This window comes from Thermodesulfobacteriota bacterium (assembly GCA_025062045.1).
Lineage (GTDB): Bacteria > Desulfobacterota > Syntrophorhabdia > Syntrophorhabdales > JANXAF01 > JANXAF01.
Window position 1 is genome coordinate 43,527 of the sequence record JANXAF010000004.1, and the last position, 22,359, is coordinate 65,885.

Sequence of the window (22,359 nt, forward strand, 5' to 3'; positions counted from 1 at the left end):
ACGTCATTTTTCTTCTATTGAAATGTGTGGAATAGACCTCAAATTTTTGAGAAAGAATTCCCTTTTCTCTCTTGGAAAGTAAACGTTGTATGTGCCTTTTGGAAGAGAATACTTCCTCATGTGGAGGTTTAAGTATCGGAAGGCCCGATACGGAAGGCCCATGGAGCTTGCAAGGATTGATGTGTGGAGTTCCTTGTCTAGTCGAATAGTTATCGAATCGATTGAAAGCTCCTTGTAGCCATCCTTTTCATCCACTTTTATCCCGTATCTTTCTCTGTTTTCGAAAATCTCTTTTAAAGCCACGATCCTAAAAATGTACCTTTCTGTTTCTTCAGGAAGGTAAAGATCGAAGAAGTCTTTTGTGTTTTGATTCTGAATAGCCTCTTTTACCCTTTTTAATCCTGCGTTGTACGCAGCGCAGGCCAAAAACCAGTCCTTGAACTCCTCGTGCAATTTTTTAAGATGTAGGAGCGCTATTTGGGTGGATCTCACAATGTCGTATCTCTCATCTATGGTATCGTTTATTATCAGCCCTTCCTGTTTTCCTGTCTCTTTTATAAACTGCCATAATCCTTGTGCTTCTGCCTTCGATACTGCCCGCGGATTAAGGTAGCTTTCAGCAATAACAAGGTAGATTAGATCATGATGGAGTCCTATTCTTTTGATCTCTTCTTCGATGAGCCTTCTGTACTGAAAGTATCTTTTGACAATAATGTAAAGAAGCCCTCTTTTGTCCAGAAATTGGAAAAATTCCCGCTCGAACCTTTCTTTTATATCGTCTCTCGAAAGATCGATCTTTGTATCGAAAAGGTAGAGAGTGTGCCTTAGATGGGTTATTGTGTATAAATCTCTTTCACTTTTTTCCGGTTTTGGATAGGCGGAAGACGAAAGAATAAAAAGGGCAGTGAGAAGGGATAAATATAAAGGAACAATCCGCATCGAGTCTTTTAGGCAAGCTCCTTTATCATCCTATTTAAAACCCCGAGCCTTGTGGCCATTCTCTCGATTACATTTTTGAGATCATACTCGATGTCACCCATCCCGAGCTTTGGGTCGAGAGTTTTTTTATGGATTCTCTCCAGATCCTTCTTCCAAAACTCTATAATTTCTGCCTCTTTTTTTAAAAGTTCAAGTTCCATTCTTTTTCTCAATAACCTTATCTCCTTTTCACCGATCTCCACTCCGTCTCCTCCTCAATTCATCCATCTTTACCATAAGAGACCCAACCTCGTAAAGTAGGTAAGTCGGTCCTGCGAGAAGAAGCATGTTATAAACATCGGGTGTAGGTGTTATGACTGCCGCAAATATCGTGATAAGTAAGATGGCCAATCTCCTATGTTTTGCCAGTGTATCATACTTTATCAGTCCGAGCTTACGGAGTAGGAGAAGGAGAATGGGGGTTTGAAAAGTAAGGCCAAAAGCGAAAATAAATGCTCCGGAAAAGACGATGTATCTTTCTATTGAGATGAAAGGTTTTACGTGTTCGCCTCCATATCCCAAAAGAAACATGATTCCAGATTTGAGCACAAATAGATAGCAGAAGAGAGACCCTAAGTAGAATAGAACGCCAGCCGCCAAAAAGTAGTAAAAGCTGATTCTGAATGTGGGTTTGAGGTTCTTCCACACTATAAAAAGGATAAAGGGAACAGAAAAAAAAGTTCCGGAAAGCAAAGCAAGTTCTACCATAGAGAAGAAGACTTCTGGAAGAGTGAAATAGTAAAGCTTTATACCGACTACTTTTGTGAGCAGAGAAAAAAGATCTTTGGCAAAAAAAAAGCTGACTAGAGAGACGATCCCGATTACTAGAAGAGAGTGAAGTACAGACCTTCTAACCCCTCCAAGAAAAACTATCAATCTTTCCCTTTCCATTTGGAGTCTAGTCTTTTTTTAGAGTTGAACCGAAATGTCTCTGGAATGCCTCTTCGACGAGATTTTTCACTTCTTCCCGGAATTTCTCGTATCTTATTAAAAAAGCTTTACCCTTTTCCGTAACTGAAGAACCACCCCCTCTTTTCCCTCCGCTTTTCCTCTCTAAGAGTTTGAAGCCGAGTCTTTGCTCGCAGTTATCTATGATTTGCCAGGCTTTCCTGTAAGAGATTCCCATATTTTTTGCCGCTTTGGAGAGGGAACCTGTCTTTTCTACGTGTTTTAAGAGGTTATAGGGTCCTTCTCCGAAGGCTTTACCACCTTCGTCGAGCCATATTCGATATAAAGCTTTCATATACGAATTGTAAAGTATGAGGGGGACAGTGTCAATTTTTTGTTGAAAAGGAAGGCCCTATGGTAGAAAATAGATTTTAGTAGACGAAAAGTGAAGTCAAGAGCGCGAGGTTTTAAATCGCAGTCTTTTTAGGCTTTTTTGCCGCTTTTACGGGATTTTATCAGAATTCTGGGAGGTCCGCATGGCAGAGATAAAAAGCTCAATTGAGATAGCGATGGAAAAGACGAAACATCTCATCATGAGCGAGGAGGAAAGAAGGGAGCAGGAAAGAAAGGATTTGGAAAATAGAACCAGGATCACACTTAGAAAATTCAAGGAGAAATACCTAGATAGGGACGATGTTATACGAGAGTTTGAAAGCCTAAAAGACAAATCGCAAAAAAAAATCTTCATTGAGGTTCTTTTAGACGAACTTGACCCCATGGAAGAAAGTGAGCACATACTTTCGATCCTTGAACTCATAGATGAGAGGACAAAGAGGATGGTTGAGGAGATCCTAAGTTCGACGAAGAAGGCTTTCAAAGAAGAACTTGAAAAAAGAGAGATGATCGTTCGAGAAAGGATCAGACAGAGACTGAAAGAGGAGGGACTTGAAGGGGATTCAATAATAATAAACATTAGCTCCTGGCCCGAATACGATGAAGCGTTAAGCGAGGTTCAAAATATTTTCAGAAGAAGAATGGAGACCTGGAAAGAGAGAGTTCTTTCCGAGCTCCCCATCTAGTATGTCTTCAAAGAAGATAGTTCTTACAGGCAGACCAGGTGTGGGTAAAACGACGATAGTCAAAAACGTTGTGAAAGCCCTCGGTGGATCGGTTCTTGGCTTCTGGACAGAGGAAATAAGGGATCCCGAAGGCGTAAAAAGAATCGGATTCAGCCTAAACACTACGGAGGGTGAAAGGATTGTATTTTCTAGTGTTAATATAGTCTCTCCTTTCAAGGTTGGAAAATACGGGGTCGATGTTTTAATTTTCGAAAAACATGCCCTACCGCTTCTTAAAAAGGCTAAAAAAGAAAAAAAGAGCCTGATTGTAATAGACGAGATTGGAAAAATGGAGCTTTTTTCGAACAAATTCGCAGAAATAGCCGAAAAAATAGTCTTCGAATGCGAAAATCCCTTCCTCGGAACTATACCCTCTTTCGACGTTCATCCTTTGGTTCATAAAATAAGGAATTCTAGAAAGGTCACGCTATTTCACGTAAGTGAGAGAACGCGAGCCTATATTGGAAAAGAGATTCTCATGCTTTTTACGAATTTAAGTGGTTCTCCAGATACAGTAGAATCTCAGTTAGGTTCTTAAAGAGAAGAAGGTCGAAATTTCGATTCCACGGGTACTCGATACCTAAAGCCATGATACCAAAACTTTTAGCCTTCTCATGGACGAACGGTGAATCGTCAACGACAAGATCGACTGAGCCAAAAAGCACGGTCTTGTCGTAACTTAAGTGGAGTTCATCGAAGGGGAGGTCGTGCTTTTTGAGCCATCTTAAAGTGGCCTCCTCTGCACTTCTATTTCTGTGGCTTCCTATCACTATTTTTAGCCCGAGCGCCCTTATCCCTTCTAAAAACCTCTTTGCATCCGGAAAAACCCCATACTCGTCTTGTCTTTTGTGTATTTCCTCTATAACACCGTAAAAAACTTCGGCGGAAACGTAATCTTTAAAAAAGTCCCATCTTAACCAGGATTGAGGAGGCGGCACTGATGGGTTTATAAGTTTAAGTTTCTCATAAAGGAGGGGTGCAAAGTCCCAAAGGGTGTTATCGATGTCGATTAAAGCCCGCCTTATCTTTTCATTAGAAAATTGGGAAGCCATAGCGCAATCTCAGGAAAGAGAAATAAAAGGACAAGCGCAAGGACGAGGGCAGAAAGAAAAGGAACAACACCCCTGTATATTGTTCCGAACTTAAGACCTGTTATGTTACCGAGTATGAAAACGTATATTGCAATAGGCGGAATCAGTCCTCCGATCATCAAAGTTACACAGATCATAATACCGAACCATGTGGGATCATAGCCGAGCGCAACGACTGTCGGAAAAAAGACAGGGGTAGCAAGAACCATGAATGCTAGATCATCCATAATTGAACCGCCAATAAGGTAAAAAAAGACTATAACCACCATTATAAGCGTTTTTTCAACGGGCAACCCGGCTGCCCATTTTGCGGCAATCATTGGGATCTCTGTTATGGCCAGAAAATGACCGAAGATTGTGGAACCTGCTATAAGCATAAGGACCATGATCGACGTTCTGAGAGCCCCTTTAAGAGACCTACAGAGCATGTCGAAATTGACTTCCCTTCTTACGAGAGCGAGCAAAAACATAGAGACTGTGCCAATCGTTCCAGCCTCAGTGGGGCTAAAAAAGCCGGTTATCATCCCACCTATGACAATTCCAAATATGATAACTATAATCAAAGCCTCAGGTACAGCGGAAAGCCTTTCCTTCCAGGTAGCCTTCTCGGCCCGTGGTGCAACATCCGGTTTGATTAGTACCCAGCCGGCAACAACAAGCATAAAGAGTAATGCAATCATGAGGGATGGCACTATTCCAGCAACAAAGAGTCTACCTATCGATTCTTCAACCTGGATCCCGTAAATAATAAGCACGGTGCTCGGTGGAAGAATCATCCCAAGCGTGCTTACGGATGCTATAGTTCCTGAGGATAGTTCCTTTTTGTAGTTGTATCTGTCCATCTCAGGCATGGCGAGATTGGAAAAAGTACCTATCGTTGCAAGGCTTGAACCAGACATAGCCTTAAAAGCCGTTGCTCCAACTATAGTTGTCATTGCAAGCCCGCCTGGTATATGACCGAACCACGTGTGGGCTCCCTGGTACAACCTTTTTGCTATGTTTGTATTGGAGGCTATCTCGCCCATGAGTATAAAAAGGGGGATAACCGTATAACTATAAGTTGTGAACGTATCAAAGAAATCCTTGATTACAAGATTCGATGCAGCGGAAAATCCCATAAGTTTCGTAAAGCCTATAAATCCTGCAATTATCATACAATAGGCCATTTCAAGGCCGGTTAGGAATAGAAATAGTAGTAAGAGAATGCAATATATTCCGACTTCGACATCGGTCATCGCTTTTCTCCTTTTGTCTTTATCCTTTCGATTAAATCAGAAAAGATGACAAGACTTTGGATAAAAAAACTGAAAGAAAGCGCAAAAGCGAAAGGATAGTAAGGGATCCGGAAACTCGCTGTCCTCTCCCCGGAACGCTTTACATCGAATCCGTAAATAAAGAAGTTATAGGCGATAAAGAGAAAGAGGATGACACCGATGATTCTAGTAATTATGGTTATGACCCTTTTTTTTCTGGGGTCGATTCTCTCGATTACTAAATCAACTAAAACCTGCGCCCCAAGCAATGTCCCATATGGAACAGCGAAGGAGAAGACTATACACCCGCCATATTGGATAATTTCCATTGAACCCGTAATAGGATAGCCAAAATTTCTCAAAATCACATCGATAAGAGTAAGGATAACCATGAAAGAAAGGCAAGCCCCTGAAATGACGTACATGTATCTACTTACTGTCGAAGAAAAATCTTTGAAAGTGGTCATGATCTCCCCCAAAAAAGAAGGGGAGGGTTACCCCTCCCCGGCTCGCCAATTCTTAGTACTTGAAGGTCCGTAGAAAATCCTGGCAGAACTTTAAAGCCTCATCCCCTGGGAGGCCCTTAGCCTTTGTAGTCTTTACGTATTCGTCGAGTATCGGTTTCATTTTTTTTGCCGTCTCTTCCTCTTCCTGTTTCGATACTGTCACAAACTTCACTCCCTTGCTGATGGCGAAATCTTTTGCCTTTTTGTCGAGCTCAACCCACTGTTTTCCTATTCTGTCGTTGAATTCATCGCTTATCTTCTCTATGGCCTTCTGATCCTCAGGAGAAAGTTTATTCCATTTTTCCTTATTCATAATCACATACTGGGACGTAAGATAAGATATGGCGAAGTTTTCAATTACTGTTGAGACAACCTCAGCGATCCTAAAGCCCTGAAGAGCTTCAAGCGGAAAAAGAGTTCCGTCAACAACTCCTCTAGATAGCGCATCGTAAACCTCAGTAACAGGCATGGTTACCGGAGCTGCACCCAAAGCTTTAACTATCGGTGCGTTTTCCGCATTGGCCCTAATTCTTAAACCCTTTATATCTTCTGTGGAATTCGCAGGTTTTTTGGTAAAGATAAATCCCGGTGCTGCACCATGGAGGAAAAGGACCTTTACGTCATCGAATTCTTTAGGTCTGAACTTCTTATAATAAGCATTTGCAAGTTTACTTCCCTGATATCCATCCTTATATCCGAGGGGCAACTGCAACACCTCTGAAAGGGGAAGCCTTCCCGGAGAGTATGCTAAAAGGGCAGTACCGATATCCACAACACCTTTCACAGTGTTATCGTATACTTGCATGGGTGGCGAAAGCGTATTACTTGCAAATACCGTGACAGTAACCCGTCCGTTGGTGGCCTTTTCTATTTCCTTTCCGAACTCTTCAAAAAGCTTGGTGTGTGGATGATGCGGTGGCCACATGACAGAAAGTCGAAGCTTCATCTGAGCATAGGAAGAACTAACAAGCGCAAAGAGAAACGTAGCAAGGGCAAAAAAGAGAATCAACCTTGTCCTAGTCATAGATCCCTCCTTCGGCATTGATTTTTGCATAAATAACAGTTTTTTGTACGAAGAGTCAAGAAGTTAATGAATGTTTGTAATCAGGCAGTGATCGAAGAGATTGAAGTTTTTGCCTTGACACGAAAAATGACTGTGTAATAGAATGAAAGTGAAAAAAAGCACAAGGTCGGCAATGGGACCTAGTAGAGGATGGATAGTTACTCTATCCGGGACAGTTATCAATTTAGCGCTTGGGGTTCTCTACTCCTGGAGCGTATTTAAGGGCGCAATACCAGAAAGCTGGGGATGGACGAATGCGGAAAAGGCGCTCCCCTATGCTGTCGCATGCTTTGTCTTTTCCTTGTCTATGATACCCGCAGGAAGACTCCAGGACAGAATAGGACCGAGATGGGTTGCCACAATGGGTGGGATATTGATCGGCCTTGGCTTTGTGGTGGCATCTCTTTCAGGATCTTCTTCAACTGGCTTTATTTTGGGTTTCGGGATCCTTGGGGGCATGGGAATAGGATTTGGGTATGCCTCTGCAACTCCTGCCGCTGTAAAATGGTTTCCGCCTGAAAAAACGGGTTTGATAACAGGAATCGTTGTATCAGGCTTTGGGCTTGCCTCCGTATACATAGCACCACTTGCATCATGGCTTTTACAGCTTTACACGTTGCCCCAAGCGATGATGATCTTCGGAATTGCCTTTTTTATTGTTGTCTTAGGGGTCTCCCAGCTTCTTAGTGATCCTCCGGAAAGATCTAGTCCCCCTAGAGTTACGTATGCGGGTGTACACCAAAATGAGTCTTCATGGCGTGAAATGCTCTCAACTAGAGAGTTTTACGTCCTCTGGATAACCTATTTTATCGGAGCAGGTACGGGCCTTACATTTATAAGTTTTGCCCAGGATCTAGGTAAAAAGTCTTTAGGAGAACTGGCTTTTTTAGCTGTTGCGGTTTTGGCCTTTGGGAATGCGGCAGGAAGAATTATGGCGGGTTTTATATCAGATAAAATGGGAAGAGAGAGAACCATATTCTATTTTCTTCTGGCTCAAGCTCTTACAGTTTTCTTACTCTACCTTGTTAAGGAAGGTACAAATTGGATTCTCCTTCTTTTGATAACCCTTTTTCTAGGTGCCAACTACGGATCGAATCTTTCGCTCTTTCCGTCTGCCACAAAGGATTACTTTGGGATTAGGAACTTCGGGATGAATTACGGCATTCTTTTCACCTCGTGGGGGTTTGCAGGCCTTATTCTACCGTGGGTTGGAGGAAAGATAAAGGATGTGACAGGAGAAACCGACCTTACGTTTTTCATTTTAATAGCCCTTTTACTTTTTGGTGCGAGCCTTATTAAAATCAATAAACCTTCGAAGAGAGAAAAATAAGGAGGTAAGCTATGGATAAAGACGTAAAGATCACATCCATTATGGACGAAAGGAGGGTCTTTTATCCTCCTGAAGAGTTAAGGGCCCATGCGCGAATAAAGAGTAGAGAAGAGTACGAAAGGATCTACAAGAGATCGATTGAGGATCGAGAAGGTTTCTGGAGTGAGATCGCAAGCGAGCTTTTCTGGTTCAAAAAGTGGGATAAGGTAAACGAGGAAGATTTTCCAAAAGCAAAGATCCAGTGGTTTATTGGGGGAAAGACTAACATTTCGTATAACTGTCTTGATGTGCAGATAAATAAGGGTCGGGGAGAAAAGACAGCACTTATATGGCAGGGAGAGCCTGAAGAGGAAGTAAAAAAGTACACTTATTCGGAGCTTCTCAAAGAAGTTTCAAGGTTCGCAAACGTTCTCAAAAAAAAGGGTGTAAAGAAAGGAGATCGGGTTGCCATTTACATGCCAATGGTTGCAGAGCTTCCTATTGCTCTTCTTGCGTGTGCTAGAATAGGGGCAATCCACACGGTTGTTTTTGGAGGGTTTTCGGCTGAAGCGCTCCACGATAGGGTCTTGGATTCTGGAGCAAAGATGATAATTACTGCGAATGGTTACTGGAGATCAGGAAGGGTAGTGAACTCTAAAGCAAATGTTGACAGAGCCTGCGAGCTTTGCGCCCAAAAGGGACATAAGGTGGAAAACGTAATAGTTCTAAGAAGGCTTAGTGATTTTGATGTCCCTATGGTTGAGGGAAGGGACACTTGGTGGCATGAGGAGATTTCGGCGCCTGATATACAAGATGATTGTCCAGCCGAAGTCATGGATGCAGAAGATCCTCTATTTATCCTTTACACTTCAGGGACGACAGGAAAACCGAAAGGGGTTCTACATACAACTGGCGGATACATGGTTTATGTTTACGTAACGATGCAGTACCACTTTGATTTGAAGGAGAACGATATCTTCTGGTGCACGGCAGATATCGGGTGGGTGACAGGACATTCCTACGTCGTATATGGTCCGCTTCTTAACGGAGTTACAACGATCGTCTTCGAAGGTGTGCCGACCTATCCTCAACCGGATAGATTCTGGCATATCATAGAAAAATTCAAGGTCACTGTATTTTACACGGCACCAACCGCAATCAGAGCCTGCATGAGGGAAGGTGATGAGTGGCCGAATAAACACGACCTATCGTCCCTTAGGGTACTCGGGTCTGTTGGAGAACCTATAAATCCGGAGGCGTGGATCTGGTACTATAAGGTCATTGGAAAGGAAAGATGTCCTATCTCGGATTGCTGGTGGCAGACTGAAACTGGCGGGCACTTAATTGCTCCTATGCCTGGTGCGTGGCCTTTAAAGCCAGGTTCTGCGACCCTGCCATTTTTCGGTGTAGAACCTGTAGTTTTAAGACCAAGGGCGACACCCACTAGTCCTCCACAAGAGGCGGATATAAACGAAGGTGGCGAACTCTGTATAAAGAGGAGCTGGCCCGGAATAATGCGGGGGGTTTATGGGGACCCCAATGCGTTTTACGAAAGGTATTTTACGCAGCAACCAGGCTTCTATTATACGGGTGATGGTGCGAGAAAGGATGAAGACGGTTACTTCTGGCTCATGGGTAGAATCGATGACGTGGTAAATGTGTCTGGACACAGGATAGGAACAGCAGAGGTGGAAAGTGCCCTTGTGTCCCATCCGGCAGTCGCGGAAGCGGCCGTTGTGGGATACCCGCACGAGATCAAAGGAGAAGATCTTTATGCCTTTGTGATCCTCAAACAAGGTTATGATCCCTCCGATGAACTAAGAAAGGAACTAATAAACCATGTAAGAAAGGAGATAGGTCCGATCGCAACCCCTGGTAAGCTGCAGTTCGTCCCTGGTCTTCCGAAAACGAGATCCGGAAAGATAATGAGAAGAATCTTAAGAAAAATCGCATCCGGAGAGATAGACCAGATAGGGGATACAACAACCCTCGCCGAGCCTTCGGTTGTCGAAGAGATAATAAAGGGTAGACTATAAGTAGAAGGCCCGCCAAAGGCGGGCCCCATTACTTTTTTTTTAAAAAAAGTTCTTGATAAGGCGTTCTTTTTATGTTAGTGGATAATGCTTGTGAAATTGAGGATTATCTCGTTTCTTATCCTTCTTTTCCTATTTGTCAATCCGGTAGAGGCAAAAAAAGAGATAAAGGATTGCTTTAAGTGCCATACGGATTTCGAAGAAAGAGAATACGCTTTGTCTGTCCATGGGCAATTTTCATGCCTTGTTTGCCATAAAGACCTAAAAGTCGAAACTCACATAAAGGAGAGAAGACCAGAAAAAAGTGCGTGGAGGAGGTCTCTAAACGAGACGTGTCAGATGTGCCATGACTCCAAAACAATCTTTGCAAAAGCCGAACACCGAAAAGTATCAGATCAGCTTTTATGCACAGACTGCCACAATCCGCATCTTTCTAAGTCGATGAGGACGGAAAAGAAAGCCAAGTCAGAACGGGCTTACTGTCTTATTTGTCACGGCAATAAAGGCCTGAAGATGAGATTCCAAAATGGGGAAGAGATTTCCATCTATGTGGATGAAAAGCGATTTTTGAAGTCCGCTCACGGGAAAAACCCCTGTTCTTTTTGTCATCTTGGATTTTCAAAGGATAGGCATCCTAAGGGACAGTACGAGAGTAAAATGGATTTTGTACATAAACTCTCCTTTTCAGCCTGCGCAAGGTGCCACGTGGATGAGTGCAAGAGGTTTGAGAGATGTGTACACGGCGCCCTAGCCAGGAAAAAAGAAAAAAGTGCTCCTTTATGTTCAGATTGTCACAATCCCCATTATGTAACAAAAATAAAGAAGGACGATATGGAGCTCCATTTAACCTCATGTATCAGATGTCACAAAGATGTCTACGATGCATATAAAGAAAGTGTCCACTACAAAGCCTGGGAAAAGGGAAAGAAGGATGCCCCCCTATGTACCGGCTGCCATAAACCCCATGATGTTCTTGTTACATCCTTCAATCTCAGAAACAATGAAGTGTGCTTTGAATGTCACAAAGAAATCGAAAAGGCTCACACTGACTGGTTCTATAACCCGCCCTTTAAGTCGCAATCCTTTGTGAAGTTCCATTTCGAACTTATAACTTGCAATGTTTGCCATGCCAAGAACAAAGAGGGGGCCGTGTATCTCCATCCGCACGACAAGAAAAGTAGAGATCCAATAACGATTGAAGATATGAAAAACCTACTTGGAATCGACAAGGAAAAATTGGGACCCTATCTAGACAAAAATAGGGACGGATATGTAGAAAGTCGGGAACTTTGGGAGATCTTCGATGACCTTTTAAGGAGGGGAGTAACACTTACGCTAATAGGGTGGATGGATGTTAGGGATCCTATACTTTCGCATTTTACGGAGCCAAAGGAGAAGGCTTTAAGGAGTTGTGAGGTGTGTCACAGAGCAGATTCACCCTTTTTCAGAGACGCGTTTTTATTATTCAGGGACGAATATGGTTGGCCCTTCGTTTTTAAGGCCCATAAAGATGTTCTTAGCACTAAAAGCACACTATCGCCCCTTTCCGAATTTTACGTCTTCGGAAGCACAAGGCTCGCAATAGTCGATTTTCTATTGATCGTTTCAGTTTTTGGGGCTTTACTCGTTCCGGCAATCCATATCACTTTGAGGATACTTACGAGGAAATGGAGAAAAAGGGGTCTTTTGCATGAATAGACGGGTTTACTTACATCCACTCCCCGTCCGGATCTGGCACTGGATAAACGCCATATGTTTCTTTGTTCTTATGCTTACGGGACTTCAGATGAGGTATGGAGACGTGTTCGAGATTATATCATTTAGAACCGCGGTTAGCCTTCACAACATATTCGGTTTTGTTTTGATAGGTAACTTCATTTTCTGGGCAGTCTACTACCATGCGACAGGAAAGATATTCACCCTATATATTCCGGCAAAACCGGGAGAAATTGGAAAGTTCTTAATAGACCTTATAAGACAATCAGTTTACTACGGTTATGGACTCCTAATTGGAGACCGGAATCCCCACGAACCTAAACCAGAAAGTAAGTTCAACCCGCTCCAAAAAATTTCGTACCATTTTGTAATGCTATTTATGCCTGTCCAGATCATAACGGGATTAATGCTTTGGAATCCAGCTTACTTTTCAAAATGGATAAACCTCTTAGGAGGAATTTTAATAGTCGACACTATCCACGTCTTTCTCACCATTTTTTATCTGGCTTTCATTGTGGTACATCTATACTTTGCCACACTCGGTCCTACGCCTCTGGCCCATATAAAAGCTATGTTCATCACGGGTTACGAAGAGGAACACTAAAATTTGATGTACGACGAAACTAAGGAGAAACTTTTGACGCTCAGAGAGACTATTCGAGAGATGGGAAGAGTGCTTATTGCCTATTCCGGAGGAATGGACAGTACTTTTCTTGCAAAACTTTCTTTAGATTGCTTGGGGAAAGAAAATGTTCTTTTGGTTACAGCAAGATCACCTTTCTTTCCCGAAAGGGAAATAAAAGATGCTGAAAAAACTGCAAGATTTTTGGGAGCAGACCACATAATAATAGAGCATAACGAGCTGGAAGTAGAAGCAATAGTGGAGAATTCTCTAGAGAGATGTTATCACTGTAAAAGAGAACTTTTCGAAAAACTTTTAAAAATGGCGACAAAATTCAAAAAAGAATATGTGTTAGACGGGACGACGAAAGACGACGAAGGTGATTTCCGACCCGGCATTAGGGCGCTTAGAGAGCTAGGTATCAGAAGTCCCCTTTCTGAATGTGGATTGACAAAAAGGGAGATAAAGGCGCTTTCAGAAGAGATGAACTTACCAACACAGAATAAACCATCCTTTGCTTGTCTGGCGTCCCGTTTCCCCTACGGGCAGAGAATAACAGAAGAAAAACTCCGTATGGTCAATACCGCGGAAGAGCTTCTTTTGGAAATGGGATTTAGGGTTGTAAGGGTAAGGCACTACGGAGAATTAGCCAGAATAGAAGTCGGCGAAGATGAGATAAACCGTTTTATGAGTTCGGAGCTAAGAAAAAAAGTTGTTGAGAGCTTGAAAGGTTTAGGGTATGTGTATGTCACGCTGGACCTACGCGGGTTTAGAAGTGGCTCAATGAATGAAGCCATAAAATATGGGGGGGGAAATGGGAGAGTACGATGAGGAAAGAGAAAGGCTTTCTTGGAGAGAGATCGACAGATTAAGGGACAGAAGCAAACACGTCCGTAAAGAAGAGAAAAGAGAGAGACCGCAAAAGCTGGACCGCTGGAAAACCAAAAGGGCAAAAGAGGCTTTAGAGAGACTCCTAAAAGGAGAAAAGGGGACGCTTGAGCATGACAAACTTTATAACAAAATTCACGCTTCTTACGGGACGGAAAGCTTTTTGAAAAATGTCAAAGCTTACATTGACAAGTATGGACTGCCCGATGATGCGTCGACTCTCATGCTAATCATGGATACGAAAGATGAAAAAATTATACTCGCAGCTTTGGAGAAACTTAAATCAATGTATCACCACCTCCCAGAGAGAACGAAGGAGGATGTCCGAAGAAAAGTATCGATCTTGCGTTTCACCGAAAAATCGACTGAGGTCCGGGAAGAAGCTTTGGCATTCCTCGAAGAGCTAAAGGGTCCTTAAAACCTTACACGCGCCTTAGGAAGTCTCTAAATGAAAACCTCTTTACTACTTTAAGTCTACCATCCTTTCTAATAAGAACGATCGATGGTAATTTTATCCCGTTGAAAGTGTTATTTTTCACGATAGTGTAATGGACCATATCCGTAAATACGAGTTTTTTCCCTACATAGAGGGGTTCATCAAAAGAATAATCGCCAATTATATCTCCCGCTAGACAGCTTACGCCGCCTATTCGATAGGTGTATGGTTTCACGTATGGTTCTGACGATCCCACAATGTTAGGTCTATAAGGCATAAGGAGAACATCAGGAAGATGGGCCTCGGCGGACCCATCTATAATCGCTATATTCATGCCATTTTTTACGATATCTAAAACGGACGTTACATAGTACCCACATTCGAGGACACTTGCTTCTCCAGGCTCTAAGTAAATCTCCACACCGTAAGTCCCCTTGAAATCCTCGATGAGGCGTATTAGAAGTTCAATATCGTAATCGTCTCTCGTTATATGGTGGCCTCCCCCAAAACTTACCCATTTTACGTTTTTGAGATAGGGTCCGAAATTCATCGTAAAGTGCTCGATTATCCTGGCTAAAACATCAGAATTCTGTTCGCACATGGCATGAAAATGTATGCCATCGATGAGATCTTTGTATTTTGGGTACTCTTCTTCGAATACTTCTCGAACAACCCCAAGTCTAGAATTTGGAGCGCAAGGATCGTACATCCTAGTTTTGACTTCTGAATATCCCGGATTTACCCTTATCCCAACCTGTTTGTTCGATTCCTTGACTCTGCGGGCGAATCTCTCGACTAGGTTAAATGAGTTAAAGATGACAACATCTGAAAACCTAATGATACCCTCTATTTGATCTTCGGGATAAGCCGCACCAAATGTGTGAACCTCTTTTTTAAATTTCTCCTTTCCAAGTCTCGCCTCGTAAAGACCGCTTGCGCATACACCATCCAAATACTTTCGCATAATATGGAAAACATAATAACCAGCGTAAGCTTTAAGAGCATGTAAGATCCGACAACCGGTTCTGTCTTTAACATAGCGCATAACTTTCATGTTCTCTTCGATCAGCAATTCATCTATGACGTAAGACGGGGTTTCTACATTTTCCAAAAGGGAGAGGAAAAGATCGAGCCTCTCCCGAAAGAGATTTCTTCTTCTTACCTTTATGGTATCGGTCGCCTCCATATCTTTTAAGGCGTATCGGGTAATGGTTCCCAATCGACGACCTTCCAAGGCAGACCGTATCGATTCATCGCGTCCATAAACTTATCAGGATCGAGCTGTTCCACATTGTAAACTCCAGGGGCAAGCCATTCTCCACTAAGAAGCATCATCGCCCCTATCATAGCGGGCACGCCAGCCGTATAGGCTATTGCCTGGGTACCCGTCTCCCTATAAGCCTCCTCGTGGTCACAAACGTTGTATATGTATTTTGTGATCACCTTTCCATCCTTTTTGCCGGTCATAACGTTTCCTATCACCGTTTTCCCTTTATACCTAGGACCCAAAGAGATCGGGGAAGGAAGAAGAGTCTTCAAGAATCTCAGAGGGATTATCTTGTGACCTTCATATTCTACAGGATCTATCCTTGTAAGCCCCACGTTTTTGAGTACCCTTAAATGATTGAGGTAGCTTTCTGAAAAGGTCATCCAGAACCTGGCCCTCTTTACGCCTTTTATGTGGATAACTAGGGATTCAAGTTCTTCGTGGGCTATGAGATAACTCTCTCTCGGCCCTACCTCCGGATAATTAAATGTAAAGTGTATCGCGTTTTCGTCGATTATCGAAGGGGTCTCTATCCATCTTCCTTCCTGCCAGTAGCGTCCTTTTTGTAGGACCTCCCTTATGTTAAGTTCCGGATTAAAATTTGTAGCAAAAGGTAGGCCGTGAGTTCCCCCGTTACAGTCGAGAATGTCTATGTAGTTTATTTCATCGAATAAATGCTTTTGGGCGTACGCGGCATAAACGTTTGTTACTCCAGGATCGAATCCGCATCCCAGAATCCCCATTATCCCTCTTTTTTTGAATTTCTCGTCGAAAGCCCACTGCCAGCTGTACTCATAATAGGCCTCTTCTAAGGCCTCGTAGCTTGCTGTATCAAGATAATGGACTCCTGTTTGGAGACAAGCCTCCATAATATTTAGGTCATGGTATGTAAGCGCTAAGTTAATGACGATGTCGGGTTTGTACTTTTCTATTAAATCCACAAGCTCGTCCACCTTATCCGCGTCCACCCGAGCTACCTCTATGTCTCTCTGGTATTTGCTTCTTATTGCTTCTCTTATGGCCTCACATTTAGTGATGTCTCTACTTGCAACGATTATCTCTTTGAAATATTCAGGATTTTGGGCACATTTGTGTGCACAAACAGTGGCTACTGCGCCTGCTCCTATTATGAGTACCCTTCCTTTCATTCTGCCCTCCTTTCGAAGATTTTTTTATGCCATAAGCAGAATAAGCTCTCTTACCACCTTCGCCGCGCATATGGAGGAGACAAAGGTGGGATCATAGTCCGGTGCAAGCTCAACTAAGTCTGCCCCCACAATATCCATACCAGACATGGATTGTAGGTACTCCATAATATCGTGGAAAAAGAGTCCACCAGGCTCAGGAGTTGTTACGCCGGGAACGAGAGAGGGATCGAGAACATCCATGTCGAATGTTATGTAAGTAGGAGTTCGAAAATCGATCTCCTCCTTTAGCAAATTCGGCGACCTTACCAACTTTCCCAATTTGAATTCTTCCTCTGTTCCTGAACGGACGCCAATGTGGAAGACTTTCTCGATCCCCAGTTCCTTTATCCTTTTCATAACGGTTGCATGGCAAAGCTCCATACCTTCGTAAGAGTTTCGCAAGTCCCAGTGGGCATCAAAATGAATTATCTGCAAACCGTTCACATGTTGTTTCAAAGCCTTCACTATCGGATAGGTTATAAGATGTTCTCCGCCCAAAAAGATGGTCTTTTTAGAATCTTGAAGAAGCTCCAAGGTTCGTCTCTCTATAAGCTTCAGTGATTCCTTAAGATCAGAAGGGATAAGTGGCATGTTGCCGACATCCGAGAGCTTCACTTCCCTAAGATCCCTCCTAAGATAAGGACTGTAGGTTTCGAGGGTCCAAGAAGCCCTCCTTATAGTTTCGGGAGCGAACCTTGTGCCGCCTCTGAAACTGGATGTAATATCCAACGGGCATCCAACAAGCACAATTTCCGAACCCTCATAATCATTCTGGGCTCCCATGTATTTGGCATTATCCGGGGTTTCTAGTCCCAAAGCACAACCCCCGCAAATACAGCCCCGATCTCTTTGACCCTATGCGTAGAGGATATGTACTTTATCTCCTTAATTTTTCTTTTTCTCATCTCCATTCCCTTTTCCACCATCTTTTTTACTTTTTCAACGACGAAACTCTCCTCTTCCTTTGCAGAGTATTCCATTATAAGACCTGCTTGCGTTTCGTCTTCTGGTATCCCGATCGCAACTGCAGCCGAGATTATCTCACCAGGTACAGTGCTTGATATAGTAGCGTACGCAACAGGTACTAGGGCACCCTGTGGTAGCGGAAGGGGAGGATTTATCTCCTTGCAAGCTGGAGGAAGGATACTTGACATTTTGACTATGTTTGTGTCGCCGATACCTGAAGCGAGGAGAGCACCGTCGAAGGCATTAAGGACTGAAAAGCCTTCAGAATGGCCACTTACAAGAAAGTACTTAGTCGGGGTTTTTACAATCATCTTCCCACCTCCTTGGCATTCCAAACTTCATCGTAAATCCCTAGAAGTTTGGTGGTGAGGAAACCCAGAGAATCTGGGCCCTCTTTTTTTTCCTATTGGCAATGTAATGTTTTTTATTAGCCTTAAAGTAAAAGCACTCTCCCTTTTTCAGCTTGTATATCTTTCCGCCGTAGACGAGCTCTACACTTCCAGAAAGAACAAAACCGAACTCCTCACCCTCGTGAGGCTCTTCATCTGGAGTTTTTTCTCCAGGATCCAGTTCTAAAAGCCCCGGATCCATTCGCCTGTTCTGTGCTGCAGGAACGAGGATCTTAAAAGACCTCACATTTTCCATCTCCATATCAACTCTGTCTTTGTGCTTGAAGGTTATCTTCTCATCAAAAGTTTCGTCAAAAAAAGTGGACGGTTTTTCATCCAGAGCATCGAGTATCCCTATGAGGCTTTCAACTGATAGGGATGTGAGATTCCTTTCGACTTGGGAGATAAAACCTTTGGTAAGACCGGCCCGGATTGCGAGCTCTTCTTGAGTCAGATTCTTCGCCTGTCTCAGCATCCTTATTCTTTCGCCTATGCTAACATTTTTCATTGTAGCAGTATAGTAAAACCGAAAGTTTATATTATTAAACGGAATTGAATCACGGTTTGTCAAGTAGAATTTTATTTAACGGAAAGGTACATTATGCTAAACTAAATGAGAAAGTGAAGTCAAAAGGCAAAGACTTAATAACGAACTTCCTAGAAGAAAAAGGAGTAAAAGAGGTCTTTTCCGTACCGGGCGTCCATTCGATTCCTCTCGCGGAATCGTTGTTATCGAGAGGGATCAAAATCATAAATGCTCGTTGTGAAAGAAGCCTTATCTTCATGGCTGATGGCTACGCAAGGGCATCAAAAAAAACGGCAATTGTCGTGCTTACCCCCGGTCCGGGTCTTTGCAATTCCGTTCTTGGCTGTTTTGAGGCTTTCTCCTCCCAGGTTCCGATCCTTCTTATTCACATGGACACCGACAGAGTCGAGAAAGAAATTGGTGTACTTCATGAGTTAAAAGAGCCCGAAAGAATCTTCGAAGGGATAACAAAGAAAATTATTCGGGTAACCGAGCCAGTAAAACTCTTTTCCTCCCTTGAAAATGCGTTCAAAGAGACCAAAAGAGGAAGATGGGGACCCGTTTTGGTTTCCATACCTTTTGTTTTACTCGAGAAAGATATTAAGTGCGATTTTCAAGAAGAAGAGACGGAAGAGAAAGGAGAGGGTCCTGGGGAATTCTGTAGTAAGTTCAAAGAGCTTATGAAAGAGAAAAAAAGGCCTTTAATAATTGCAGGTTCGAACGTAATGATAGAGGCCGCAAAAGAAACTTTCGACAGAATATGTATGGAAGGCCGCATCCCTTTACTTACCACAACAGGGGGCAAAGGGGTTGTGGATGAGCGAAAGCCCTATGCATTTGGGAATGTCATGCAAAGGGGTTTAGTAAGACGGATGCTGGAAGAAGCAGATATCGTGATAGCCGTAGGGACAAGGCTTAGGGAGCAAGACACGAAAAGGAGGGGAATAAAATTCCGAAACCTTGTCCAGTTAGATGTGGATGGGGCATGGTTCAATAAAAACTTTAAGGCAGCCCTCACCTTTATTGGAGAACCAGAGACGTTACTCGATGTGTTAAGCGAGGTCCTTTCTGGCATAAAATCTGATTGGCGAATCGATGAACTAAAAAAAACGTACAGGGAGGAAATTGAAAAGAAAAGGGAAAATCTGGGATTTAGGGTCATAGAAACTATAAGAAAAGCCATCCCGCCAGAAACAATCACAGTTTGGGACTTAAGCATGCTTTCTTACTGGGCAGAATACTGTTTTCCGGTCTATGAGCAGAGAACCTTCTTGATTTCCAGAGGTTCGTCGACAATATTTTACGGCTTGCCTGCCGCAATTGGAGCTAAGCTCGCAGTCCCAGAAAGGCCATGCCTTTCCGTCTCTGGCGATGGTGGAATACTTCCGTCCATAGCAGAACTTTCCACGTTAACAAAGTACAGAGTTCCTGTAATTGTTCTAATCTATAACAACTTAAGCTTTGGAATTTTAGAACGGATGATGGAAAAAAGGTACGGGTTTAAAGGATCGATGGACCTTGAAAATCCGGATTTTTTAAAAATTGCGGAGGCTTTCGGGTTAAAAGGGGCCAGAGCTAAAACTGAAGAGGAGATTCTAAATATCCTAAGAAAAGTGAACTGGGATGAGCCACTTGTTATTGAGGTTTCCATGCCCGGCTTTGCTCTGCCTTGGGAATTCTAGGCTTGTTGCACATTATCACTTGTTATGTTAAAAAAAACCATGCCAGTCCTAAGGGTTGCTATTGCCCAGATAAATTCAAAGGTGGGCGATATCTTGGGCAATGCGCAAAAGATCGCTTCTTTTATTGAGAAATCTAAAGACTTTGGAGCAGATCTCGTTATATTTCCCGAGTTTTCCGTAACAGGTTCCCCTGCTTACGATCTATTCACCTGCAAGAGTTTTGTAAAAGAAGCGGAAAAAGGCATAGAATATCTTTTGCCACACACAAATGGTATAGTTGCGGTAATTCCATCCGTCAGGCTTTTTGGAGACTCGCTATTTAATTCAGCCTATATCATTTCAAAAGGGGGCGTTCTTAAATCTTACGAGAAAAGGCGAATAAAAAGGCTTACCCATCTCGATGAGACCAGATACTTTCATCCGGGTGATAGGCCATGTGTCGTAAGTGTTGGTGGCGTACAACTAGAGATTCTTATGGGAGAAGAGTTTACGGATTACGAAAAGCGAAAGGATACACCCTTGATTTTGGTTTTGGATTCCTCGATCTATAGGGTCGGAGAGATAGACAAGAAAAGAGAGGCCCTAAAGAAATCATTTCCCGATCTTCATTTTTGTTACGTGAACCTTGTGGGTGGACAGGATGAGTGGATTTTTTACGGTGGAAGCTTTGTAGGTTACGGTGAAAGAATCCTATCTGAAGCAAAGACTTTTGAAGAGGACTTAATCTTTTTTGACTTCGAACTTAGAGGAGAAGTTTCGCTTTTTGAGGAGAAAGTTTCTAAAAAGGATTATGAAAAACCTATAGTACCGTTACGTGGAAGCCCTCCAAAGGATGTTCTTGAAGAAGAGATACTGAAAGCACTTATTCTTGCAACGAAGGACTATGCCCATAAAAACGGGTTTCAGACTGCCTGCCTCGGTATAAGCGGGGGGATCGATTCTGCCCTCACCGCGTATATAGCCTCTCGGGCATTGGGTTCTCAGAACGTAACTGGTCTTTTTATGCCGAGCCGTTATACGGCTAAAGAAAGTTATGAAGATGCAAAACAACTTGCCCGTAACCTCCAAATAGAGCTTTTGGAAGTACCAATAGATGGTTTAATTGAATCCTATTTCAATCTTCTAAAGGGAATACTAGTTGAAGAATTGAGAGAGGTTACAGTAGAAAACATACAGGCAAGAATAAGGGCTAACCTACTTATGGCCTTTTCAAACAACAAAGGAGCGCTTGTCCTTACGACTTCGAATAAATCCGAACTTGCAACGGGCTATTTTACTCTTTACGGAGATTCCGCCGGGGGTTTCGCGGTCTTAAAGGACGTGCCTAAAACTTTAATTTACAGGCTATGCGAATACGTAAACAAAAAAGAAGGGCGTTTCATCATTCCAAAAAGGGTGCTTGAAAAGGAACCGAGTGCTGAGCTTAAGTTTAATCAGAAAGACACAGATGAGCTACCTCCCTATCATGTCCTCGATTCATTAATCGAAGAGTACATCGAAGGAAAAATGGGTGGTTTGGAAGTTGAGAACAAGCCTCTGCTTGAGACTGTAAAGGAGACTCTCATGAGGTTCTTTAAGAACGAATACAAAAGGAGGCAAGCACCGTGCGGTCCCACAATTTCTTTAAGGTCTCTGGGAAGAGACTCTGATTTCCCCATCACGAATCTTTGGAGGTATCGGGAATGGAGCTTGTAAAAGAATCGTTAGAGGAAGGGGTTTATACAATTATTCTTAATAGGCCCGACAAAAGGAATGCCCTAAATAGCGACCTTTTAAAATCCTTAAAGAAATCTGTCTATAACGCGGAAAAGACAGATTCATCTATCGTAGTTCTTAGAGGTTCGGGAAATTTCTTTTCCGCGGGAGGGGACATAAAGGAGTTTGTGGATGCCCATGATTCGAAAGCCCGCATTGACGGAATGGCTATGATATTAAACGAAATCATAAAAAAGATCAGAACTATGCCAAAGATATGGATTTCAGTAATCGAAGGAGGGATAGTAGGAGCCGGAATAGGTCTTGCTCTTGCTTGCGATTTAACGATAGCATCAAAAAGCTCTTACCTCAATTTGGGTTACAGGAGGATAGGCTTAACCCCGGATGGGGGCGTAACTATATTTCTATCAAGGATACTGGGACTAAAAAGGACGAACGAACTCTATCTTTTGTCTGAAAATATACCCATTGAGAAGGCGTACGACATGGGTCTTATAAACTTTGTCGTAGAGGATAGAGATTTAGATTCGGTTCTCCAAAAATTAATAGCCGATCTCAAAGCCTTGCCCCTACACGTTTTAGGCCCGTATAAAGAGCTCATAAACGCGAGCATATTCCCGGATCTTTCGACTCTTCTTGAGAAAGAGAGGTATTTTGTTTCCGAAATGGCAGACGAACCATCATTCAAAGAGACGATCAAAAAATTCCTCACCAAAAAAGGATAA

24 protein-coding genes are annotated in these 22,359 nt (G+C 42.9%); 11 read left to right on the top strand and 13 right to left on the bottom strand.

The window, feature by feature from the left end:
• Window positions 1-3 precede the first annotated feature (3 nt).
• The 4 genes from NZ583_04095 to NZ583_04110 are packed head-to-tail and all read right to left on the bottom strand — an operon-like array spanning window position 4 to window position 2,221.
• Entirely contained in the window at window positions 4-939 is a 936-nt protein-coding gene (locus NZ583_04095) for a lytic transglycosylase domain-containing protein (GenBank protein ID MCS7280793.1), read from the bottom strand.
• An 8-nt stretch (window positions 940-947) separates the two neighbouring features.
• Window positions 948-1,181 carry a hypothetical protein gene (locus NZ583_04100; protein ID MCS7280794.1) on the bottom strand — a complete coding sequence of 78 codons (234 nt, stop codon included), beginning with the start codon at window positions 1,179-1,181 and terminating at the stop codon, window positions 948-950.
• Window positions 1,168-1,869: a twin-arginine translocase subunit TatC gene (locus NZ583_04105; GenBank protein MCS7280795.1), complete on the bottom strand. Its 702-nt coding sequence runs from the start codon at window positions 1,867-1,869 to the stop codon at window positions 1,168-1,170. The genes NZ583_04100 and NZ583_04105 overlap by 14 nt, the downstream gene beginning before the upstream one ends.
• Window positions 1,870-1,876: 7 nt before the next feature.
• On the bottom strand, window positions 1,877-2,221 hold the full coding sequence (locus NZ583_04110) for a LysR family transcriptional regulator (GenBank protein MCS7280796.1): 345 nt from the start codon (window positions 2,219-2,221) through the stop codon (window positions 1,877-1,879).
• Between the two features lie 181 nt (window positions 2,222-2,402).
• Between NZ583_04110 and NZ583_04115 the strand changes: the two genes are divergently transcribed.
• Both NZ583_04115 and NZ583_04120 read left to right on the top strand, forming a co-directional pair.
• Window positions 2,403-2,945 (top strand): hypothetical protein, encoded by a 543-nt coding sequence (locus NZ583_04115; protein ID MCS7280797.1) that lies wholly within the window; start codon window positions 2,403-2,405, stop codon window positions 2,943-2,945.
• Window position 2,946: 1 nt separating this feature from the next.
• Complete coding sequence (locus NZ583_04120) at window positions 2,947-3,522, top strand: NTPase (protein MCS7280798.1); 576 nt, start codon at window positions 2,947-2,949, stop codon at window positions 3,520-3,522.
• Here the strand turns inward: NZ583_04120 and NZ583_04125 are convergent.
• Genes NZ583_04125 through NZ583_04140 form a run of 4 tightly spaced genes read right to left on the bottom strand, consistent with a single transcriptional unit; the run spans window position 3,470 to window position 6,858 of the window.
• Window positions 3,470-4,036: a hypothetical protein gene (locus NZ583_04125; GenBank protein MCS7280799.1), complete on the bottom strand. Its 567-nt coding sequence runs from the start codon at window positions 4,034-4,036 to the stop codon at window positions 3,470-3,472. The two genes, NZ583_04120 and NZ583_04125, sit on opposite strands and share 53 nt — an antisense overlap.
• A complete protein-coding gene (locus tag NZ583_04130; GenBank protein MCS7280800.1) occupies window positions 4,006-5,310 on the bottom strand; it encodes a TRAP transporter large permease in 1,305 nt (434 codons plus the stop codon). The genes NZ583_04125 and NZ583_04130 overlap by 31 nt, the downstream gene beginning before the upstream one ends.
• The gene (locus tag NZ583_04135) at window positions 5,307-5,795 is read right to left on the bottom strand and encodes a TRAP transporter small permease (protein MCS7280801.1); all 489 of its coding nucleotides are present in this window, start codon (window positions 5,793-5,795) and stop codon (window positions 5,307-5,309) included. Before NZ583_04135 ends, NZ583_04130 begins: the two co-directional genes overlap by 4 nt.
• A gap of 52 nt (window positions 5,796-5,847) precedes the next feature.
• A complete protein-coding gene (locus NZ583_04140) occupies window positions 5,848-6,858 on the bottom strand; it encodes a TRAP transporter substrate-binding protein (GenBank protein ID MCS7280802.1) in 1,011 nt (336 codons plus the stop codon).
• Window positions 6,859-7,000: 142 nt separating this feature from the next.
• On the opposite strand from NZ583_04140, the gene NZ583_04145 reads away from it, so the two are divergent.
• The 6 genes from NZ583_04145 (at window position 7,001) to NZ583_04170 (ending at window position 13,883) form a co-directional block, all read left to right on the top strand.
• Window positions 7,001-8,227 (top strand): OFA family MFS transporter, encoded by a 1,227-nt coding sequence (locus NZ583_04145; protein MCS7280803.1) that lies wholly within the window; start codon window positions 7,001-7,003, stop codon window positions 8,225-8,227.
• Between the two features lie 11 nt (window positions 8,228-8,238).
• Window positions 8,239-10,242 (top strand): acetate--CoA ligase, encoded by a 2,004-nt coding sequence (gene acs, locus NZ583_04150; protein MCS7280804.1) that lies wholly within the window; start codon window positions 8,239-8,241, stop codon window positions 10,240-10,242.
• 84 nt (window positions 10,243-10,326) lie between these two features.
• Complete coding sequence (locus NZ583_04155; GenBank protein MCS7280805.1) at window positions 10,327-11,937, top strand: cytochrome c3 family protein; 1,611 nt, start codon at window positions 10,327-10,329, stop codon at window positions 11,935-11,937.
• The gene (locus NZ583_04160) at window positions 11,930-12,559 is read left to right on the top strand and encodes a cytochrome b/b6 domain-containing protein (GenBank protein ID MCS7280806.1); all 630 of its coding nucleotides are present in this window, start codon (window positions 11,930-11,932) and stop codon (window positions 12,557-12,559) included. Before NZ583_04155 ends, NZ583_04160 begins: the two co-directional genes overlap by 8 nt.
• Window positions 12,560-12,565: 6 nt before the next feature.
• The gene (gene larE / locus NZ583_04165; protein ID MCS7280807.1) at window positions 12,566-13,408 is read left to right on the top strand and encodes an ATP-dependent sacrificial sulfur transferase LarE; all 843 of its coding nucleotides are present in this window, start codon (window positions 12,566-12,568) and stop codon (window positions 13,406-13,408) included.
• Window positions 13,392-13,883 carry a hypothetical protein gene (locus tag NZ583_04170; GenBank protein ID MCS7280808.1) on the top strand — a complete coding sequence of 164 codons (492 nt, stop codon included), beginning with the start codon at window positions 13,392-13,394 and terminating at the stop codon, window positions 13,881-13,883. The genes larE and NZ583_04170 overlap by 17 nt, the downstream gene beginning before the upstream one ends.
• A gap of 4 nt (window positions 13,884-13,887) precedes the next feature.
• Here the strand turns inward: NZ583_04170 and nspC are convergent, their stop codons facing one another.
• Genes nspC through NZ583_04195 form a run of 5 tightly spaced genes read right to left on the bottom strand, consistent with a single transcriptional unit; the run spans window position 13,888 to window position 18,218 of the window.
• Entirely contained in the window at window positions 13,888-15,120 is a 1,233-nt protein-coding gene (gene nspC, locus NZ583_04175; GenBank protein MCS7280809.1) for a carboxynorspermidine decarboxylase, read from the bottom strand.
• Entirely contained in the window at window positions 15,093-16,316 is a 1,224-nt protein-coding gene (locus NZ583_04180; protein ID MCS7280810.1) for a saccharopine dehydrogenase family protein, read from the bottom strand. Before NZ583_04180 ends, nspC begins: the two co-directional genes overlap by 28 nt.
• A 24-nt stretch (window positions 16,317-16,340) precedes the next feature.
• On the bottom strand, window positions 16,341-17,171 hold the full coding sequence (gene speB, locus NZ583_04185; protein MCS7280811.1) for an agmatinase: 831 nt from the start codon (window positions 17,169-17,171) through the stop codon (window positions 16,341-16,343).
• Window positions 17,162-17,632, bottom strand: a complete 471-nt coding sequence (locus tag NZ583_04190; protein ID MCS7280812.1) for an arginine decarboxylase, pyruvoyl-dependent — start codon at window positions 17,630-17,632, stop codon at window positions 17,162-17,164. The genes speB and NZ583_04190 overlap by 10 nt, the downstream gene beginning before the upstream one ends.
• Before the next feature lie 40 nt (window positions 17,633-17,672).
• Complete coding sequence (locus NZ583_04195; protein MCS7280813.1) at window positions 17,673-18,218, bottom strand: cupin domain-containing protein; 546 nt, start codon at window positions 18,216-18,218, stop codon at window positions 17,673-17,675.
• A 113-nt stretch (window positions 18,219-18,331) separates the two neighbouring features.
• Between NZ583_04195 and NZ583_04200 the strand changes: the two genes are divergently transcribed.
• From NZ583_04200 to NZ583_04210, 3 genes are read left to right on the top strand one after another with little or no spacing between them, the layout of a single operon-like run.
• The gene (locus NZ583_04200) at window positions 18,332-19,918 is read left to right on the top strand and encodes a thiamine pyrophosphate-binding protein (GenBank protein ID MCS7280814.1); all 1,587 of its coding nucleotides are present in this window, start codon (window positions 18,332-18,334) and stop codon (window positions 19,916-19,918) included.
• A 39-nt stretch (window positions 19,919-19,957) separates the two neighbouring features.
• A complete protein-coding gene (locus NZ583_04205; protein MCS7280815.1) occupies window positions 19,958-21,613 on the top strand; it encodes an NAD+ synthase in 1,656 nt (551 codons plus the stop codon).
• Window positions 21,601-22,359: an enoyl-CoA hydratase-related protein gene (locus tag NZ583_04210; GenBank protein MCS7280816.1), complete on the top strand. Its 759-nt coding sequence runs from the start codon at window positions 21,601-21,603 to the stop codon at window positions 22,357-22,359. The genes NZ583_04205 and NZ583_04210 overlap by 13 nt, the downstream gene beginning before the upstream one ends.

Coding starts and splice junctions, on each gene's coding strand:
- NZ583_04095 (MCS7280793.1), bottom strand. CDS start 939: ATGCGGATTGTTCCTTTATATTTATCCCTTCTCACTGCCCTTTTTATT.
- NZ583_04105 (MCS7280795.1), bottom strand. CDS start 1,869: ATGGAAAGGGAAAGATTGATAGTTTTTCTTGGAGGGGTTAGAAGGTCT.
- NZ583_04110 (MCS7280796.1), bottom strand. CDS start 2,221: ATGAAAGCTTTATATCGAATATGGCTCGACGAAGGTGGTAAAGCCTTC.
- NZ583_04115 (MCS7280797.1), top strand. CDS start 2,403: ATGGCAGAGATAAAAAGCTCAATTGAGATAGCGATGGAAAAGACGAAA.
- NZ583_04120 (MCS7280798.1), top strand. CDS start 2,947: ATGTCTTCAAAGAAGATAGTTCTTACAGGCAGACCAGGTGTGGGTAAA.
- NZ583_04125 (MCS7280799.1), bottom strand. CDS start 4,036: ATGGCTTCCCAATTTTCTAATGAAAAGATAAGGCGGGCTTTAATCGAC.
- NZ583_04130 (MCS7280800.1), bottom strand. CDS start 5,310: ATGACCGATGTCGAAGTCGGAATATATTGCATTCTCTTACTACTATTT.
- NZ583_04135 (MCS7280801.1), bottom strand. CDS start 5,795: ATGACCACTTTCAAAGATTTTTCTTCGACAGTAAGTAGATACATGTAC.
- NZ583_04140 (MCS7280802.1), bottom strand. CDS start 6,858: ATGACTAGGACAAGGTTGATTCTCTTTTTTGCCCTTGCTACGTTTCTC.
- NZ583_04145 (MCS7280803.1), top strand. CDS start 7,001: ATGAAAGTGAAAAAAAGCACAAGGTCGGCAATGGGACCTAGTAGAGGA.
- acs (MCS7280804.1), top strand. CDS start 8,239: ATGGATAAAGACGTAAAGATCACATCCATTATGGACGAAAGGAGGGTC.
- NZ583_04155 (MCS7280805.1), top strand. CDS start 10,327: ATGCTTGTGAAATTGAGGATTATCTCGTTTCTTATCCTTCTTTTCCTA.
- NZ583_04160 (MCS7280806.1), top strand. CDS start 11,930: ATGAATAGACGGGTTTACTTACATCCACTCCCCGTCCGGATCTGGCAC.
- larE (MCS7280807.1), top strand. CDS start 12,566: ATGTACGACGAAACTAAGGAGAAACTTTTGACGCTCAGAGAGACTATT.
- NZ583_04170 (MCS7280808.1), top strand. CDS start 13,392: ATGGGAGAGTACGATGAGGAAAGAGAAAGGCTTTCTTGGAGAGAGATC.
- NZ583_04180 (MCS7280810.1), bottom strand. CDS start 16,316: ATGAAAGGAAGGGTACTCATAATAGGAGCAGGCGCAGTAGCCACTGTT.
- NZ583_04190 (MCS7280812.1), bottom strand. CDS start 17,632: ATGATTGTAAAAACCCCGACTAAGTACTTTCTTGTAAGTGGCCATTCT.
- NZ583_04195 (MCS7280813.1), bottom strand. CDS start 18,218: ATGAAAAATGTTAGCATAGGCGAAAGAATAAGGATGCTGAGACAGGCG.
- NZ583_04205 (MCS7280815.1), top strand. CDS start 19,958: ATGCCAGTCCTAAGGGTTGCTATTGCCCAGATAAATTCAAAGGTGGGC.
- NZ583_04210 (MCS7280816.1), top strand. CDS start 21,601: ATGGAGCTTGTAAAAGAATCGTTAGAGGAAGGGGTTTATACAATTATT.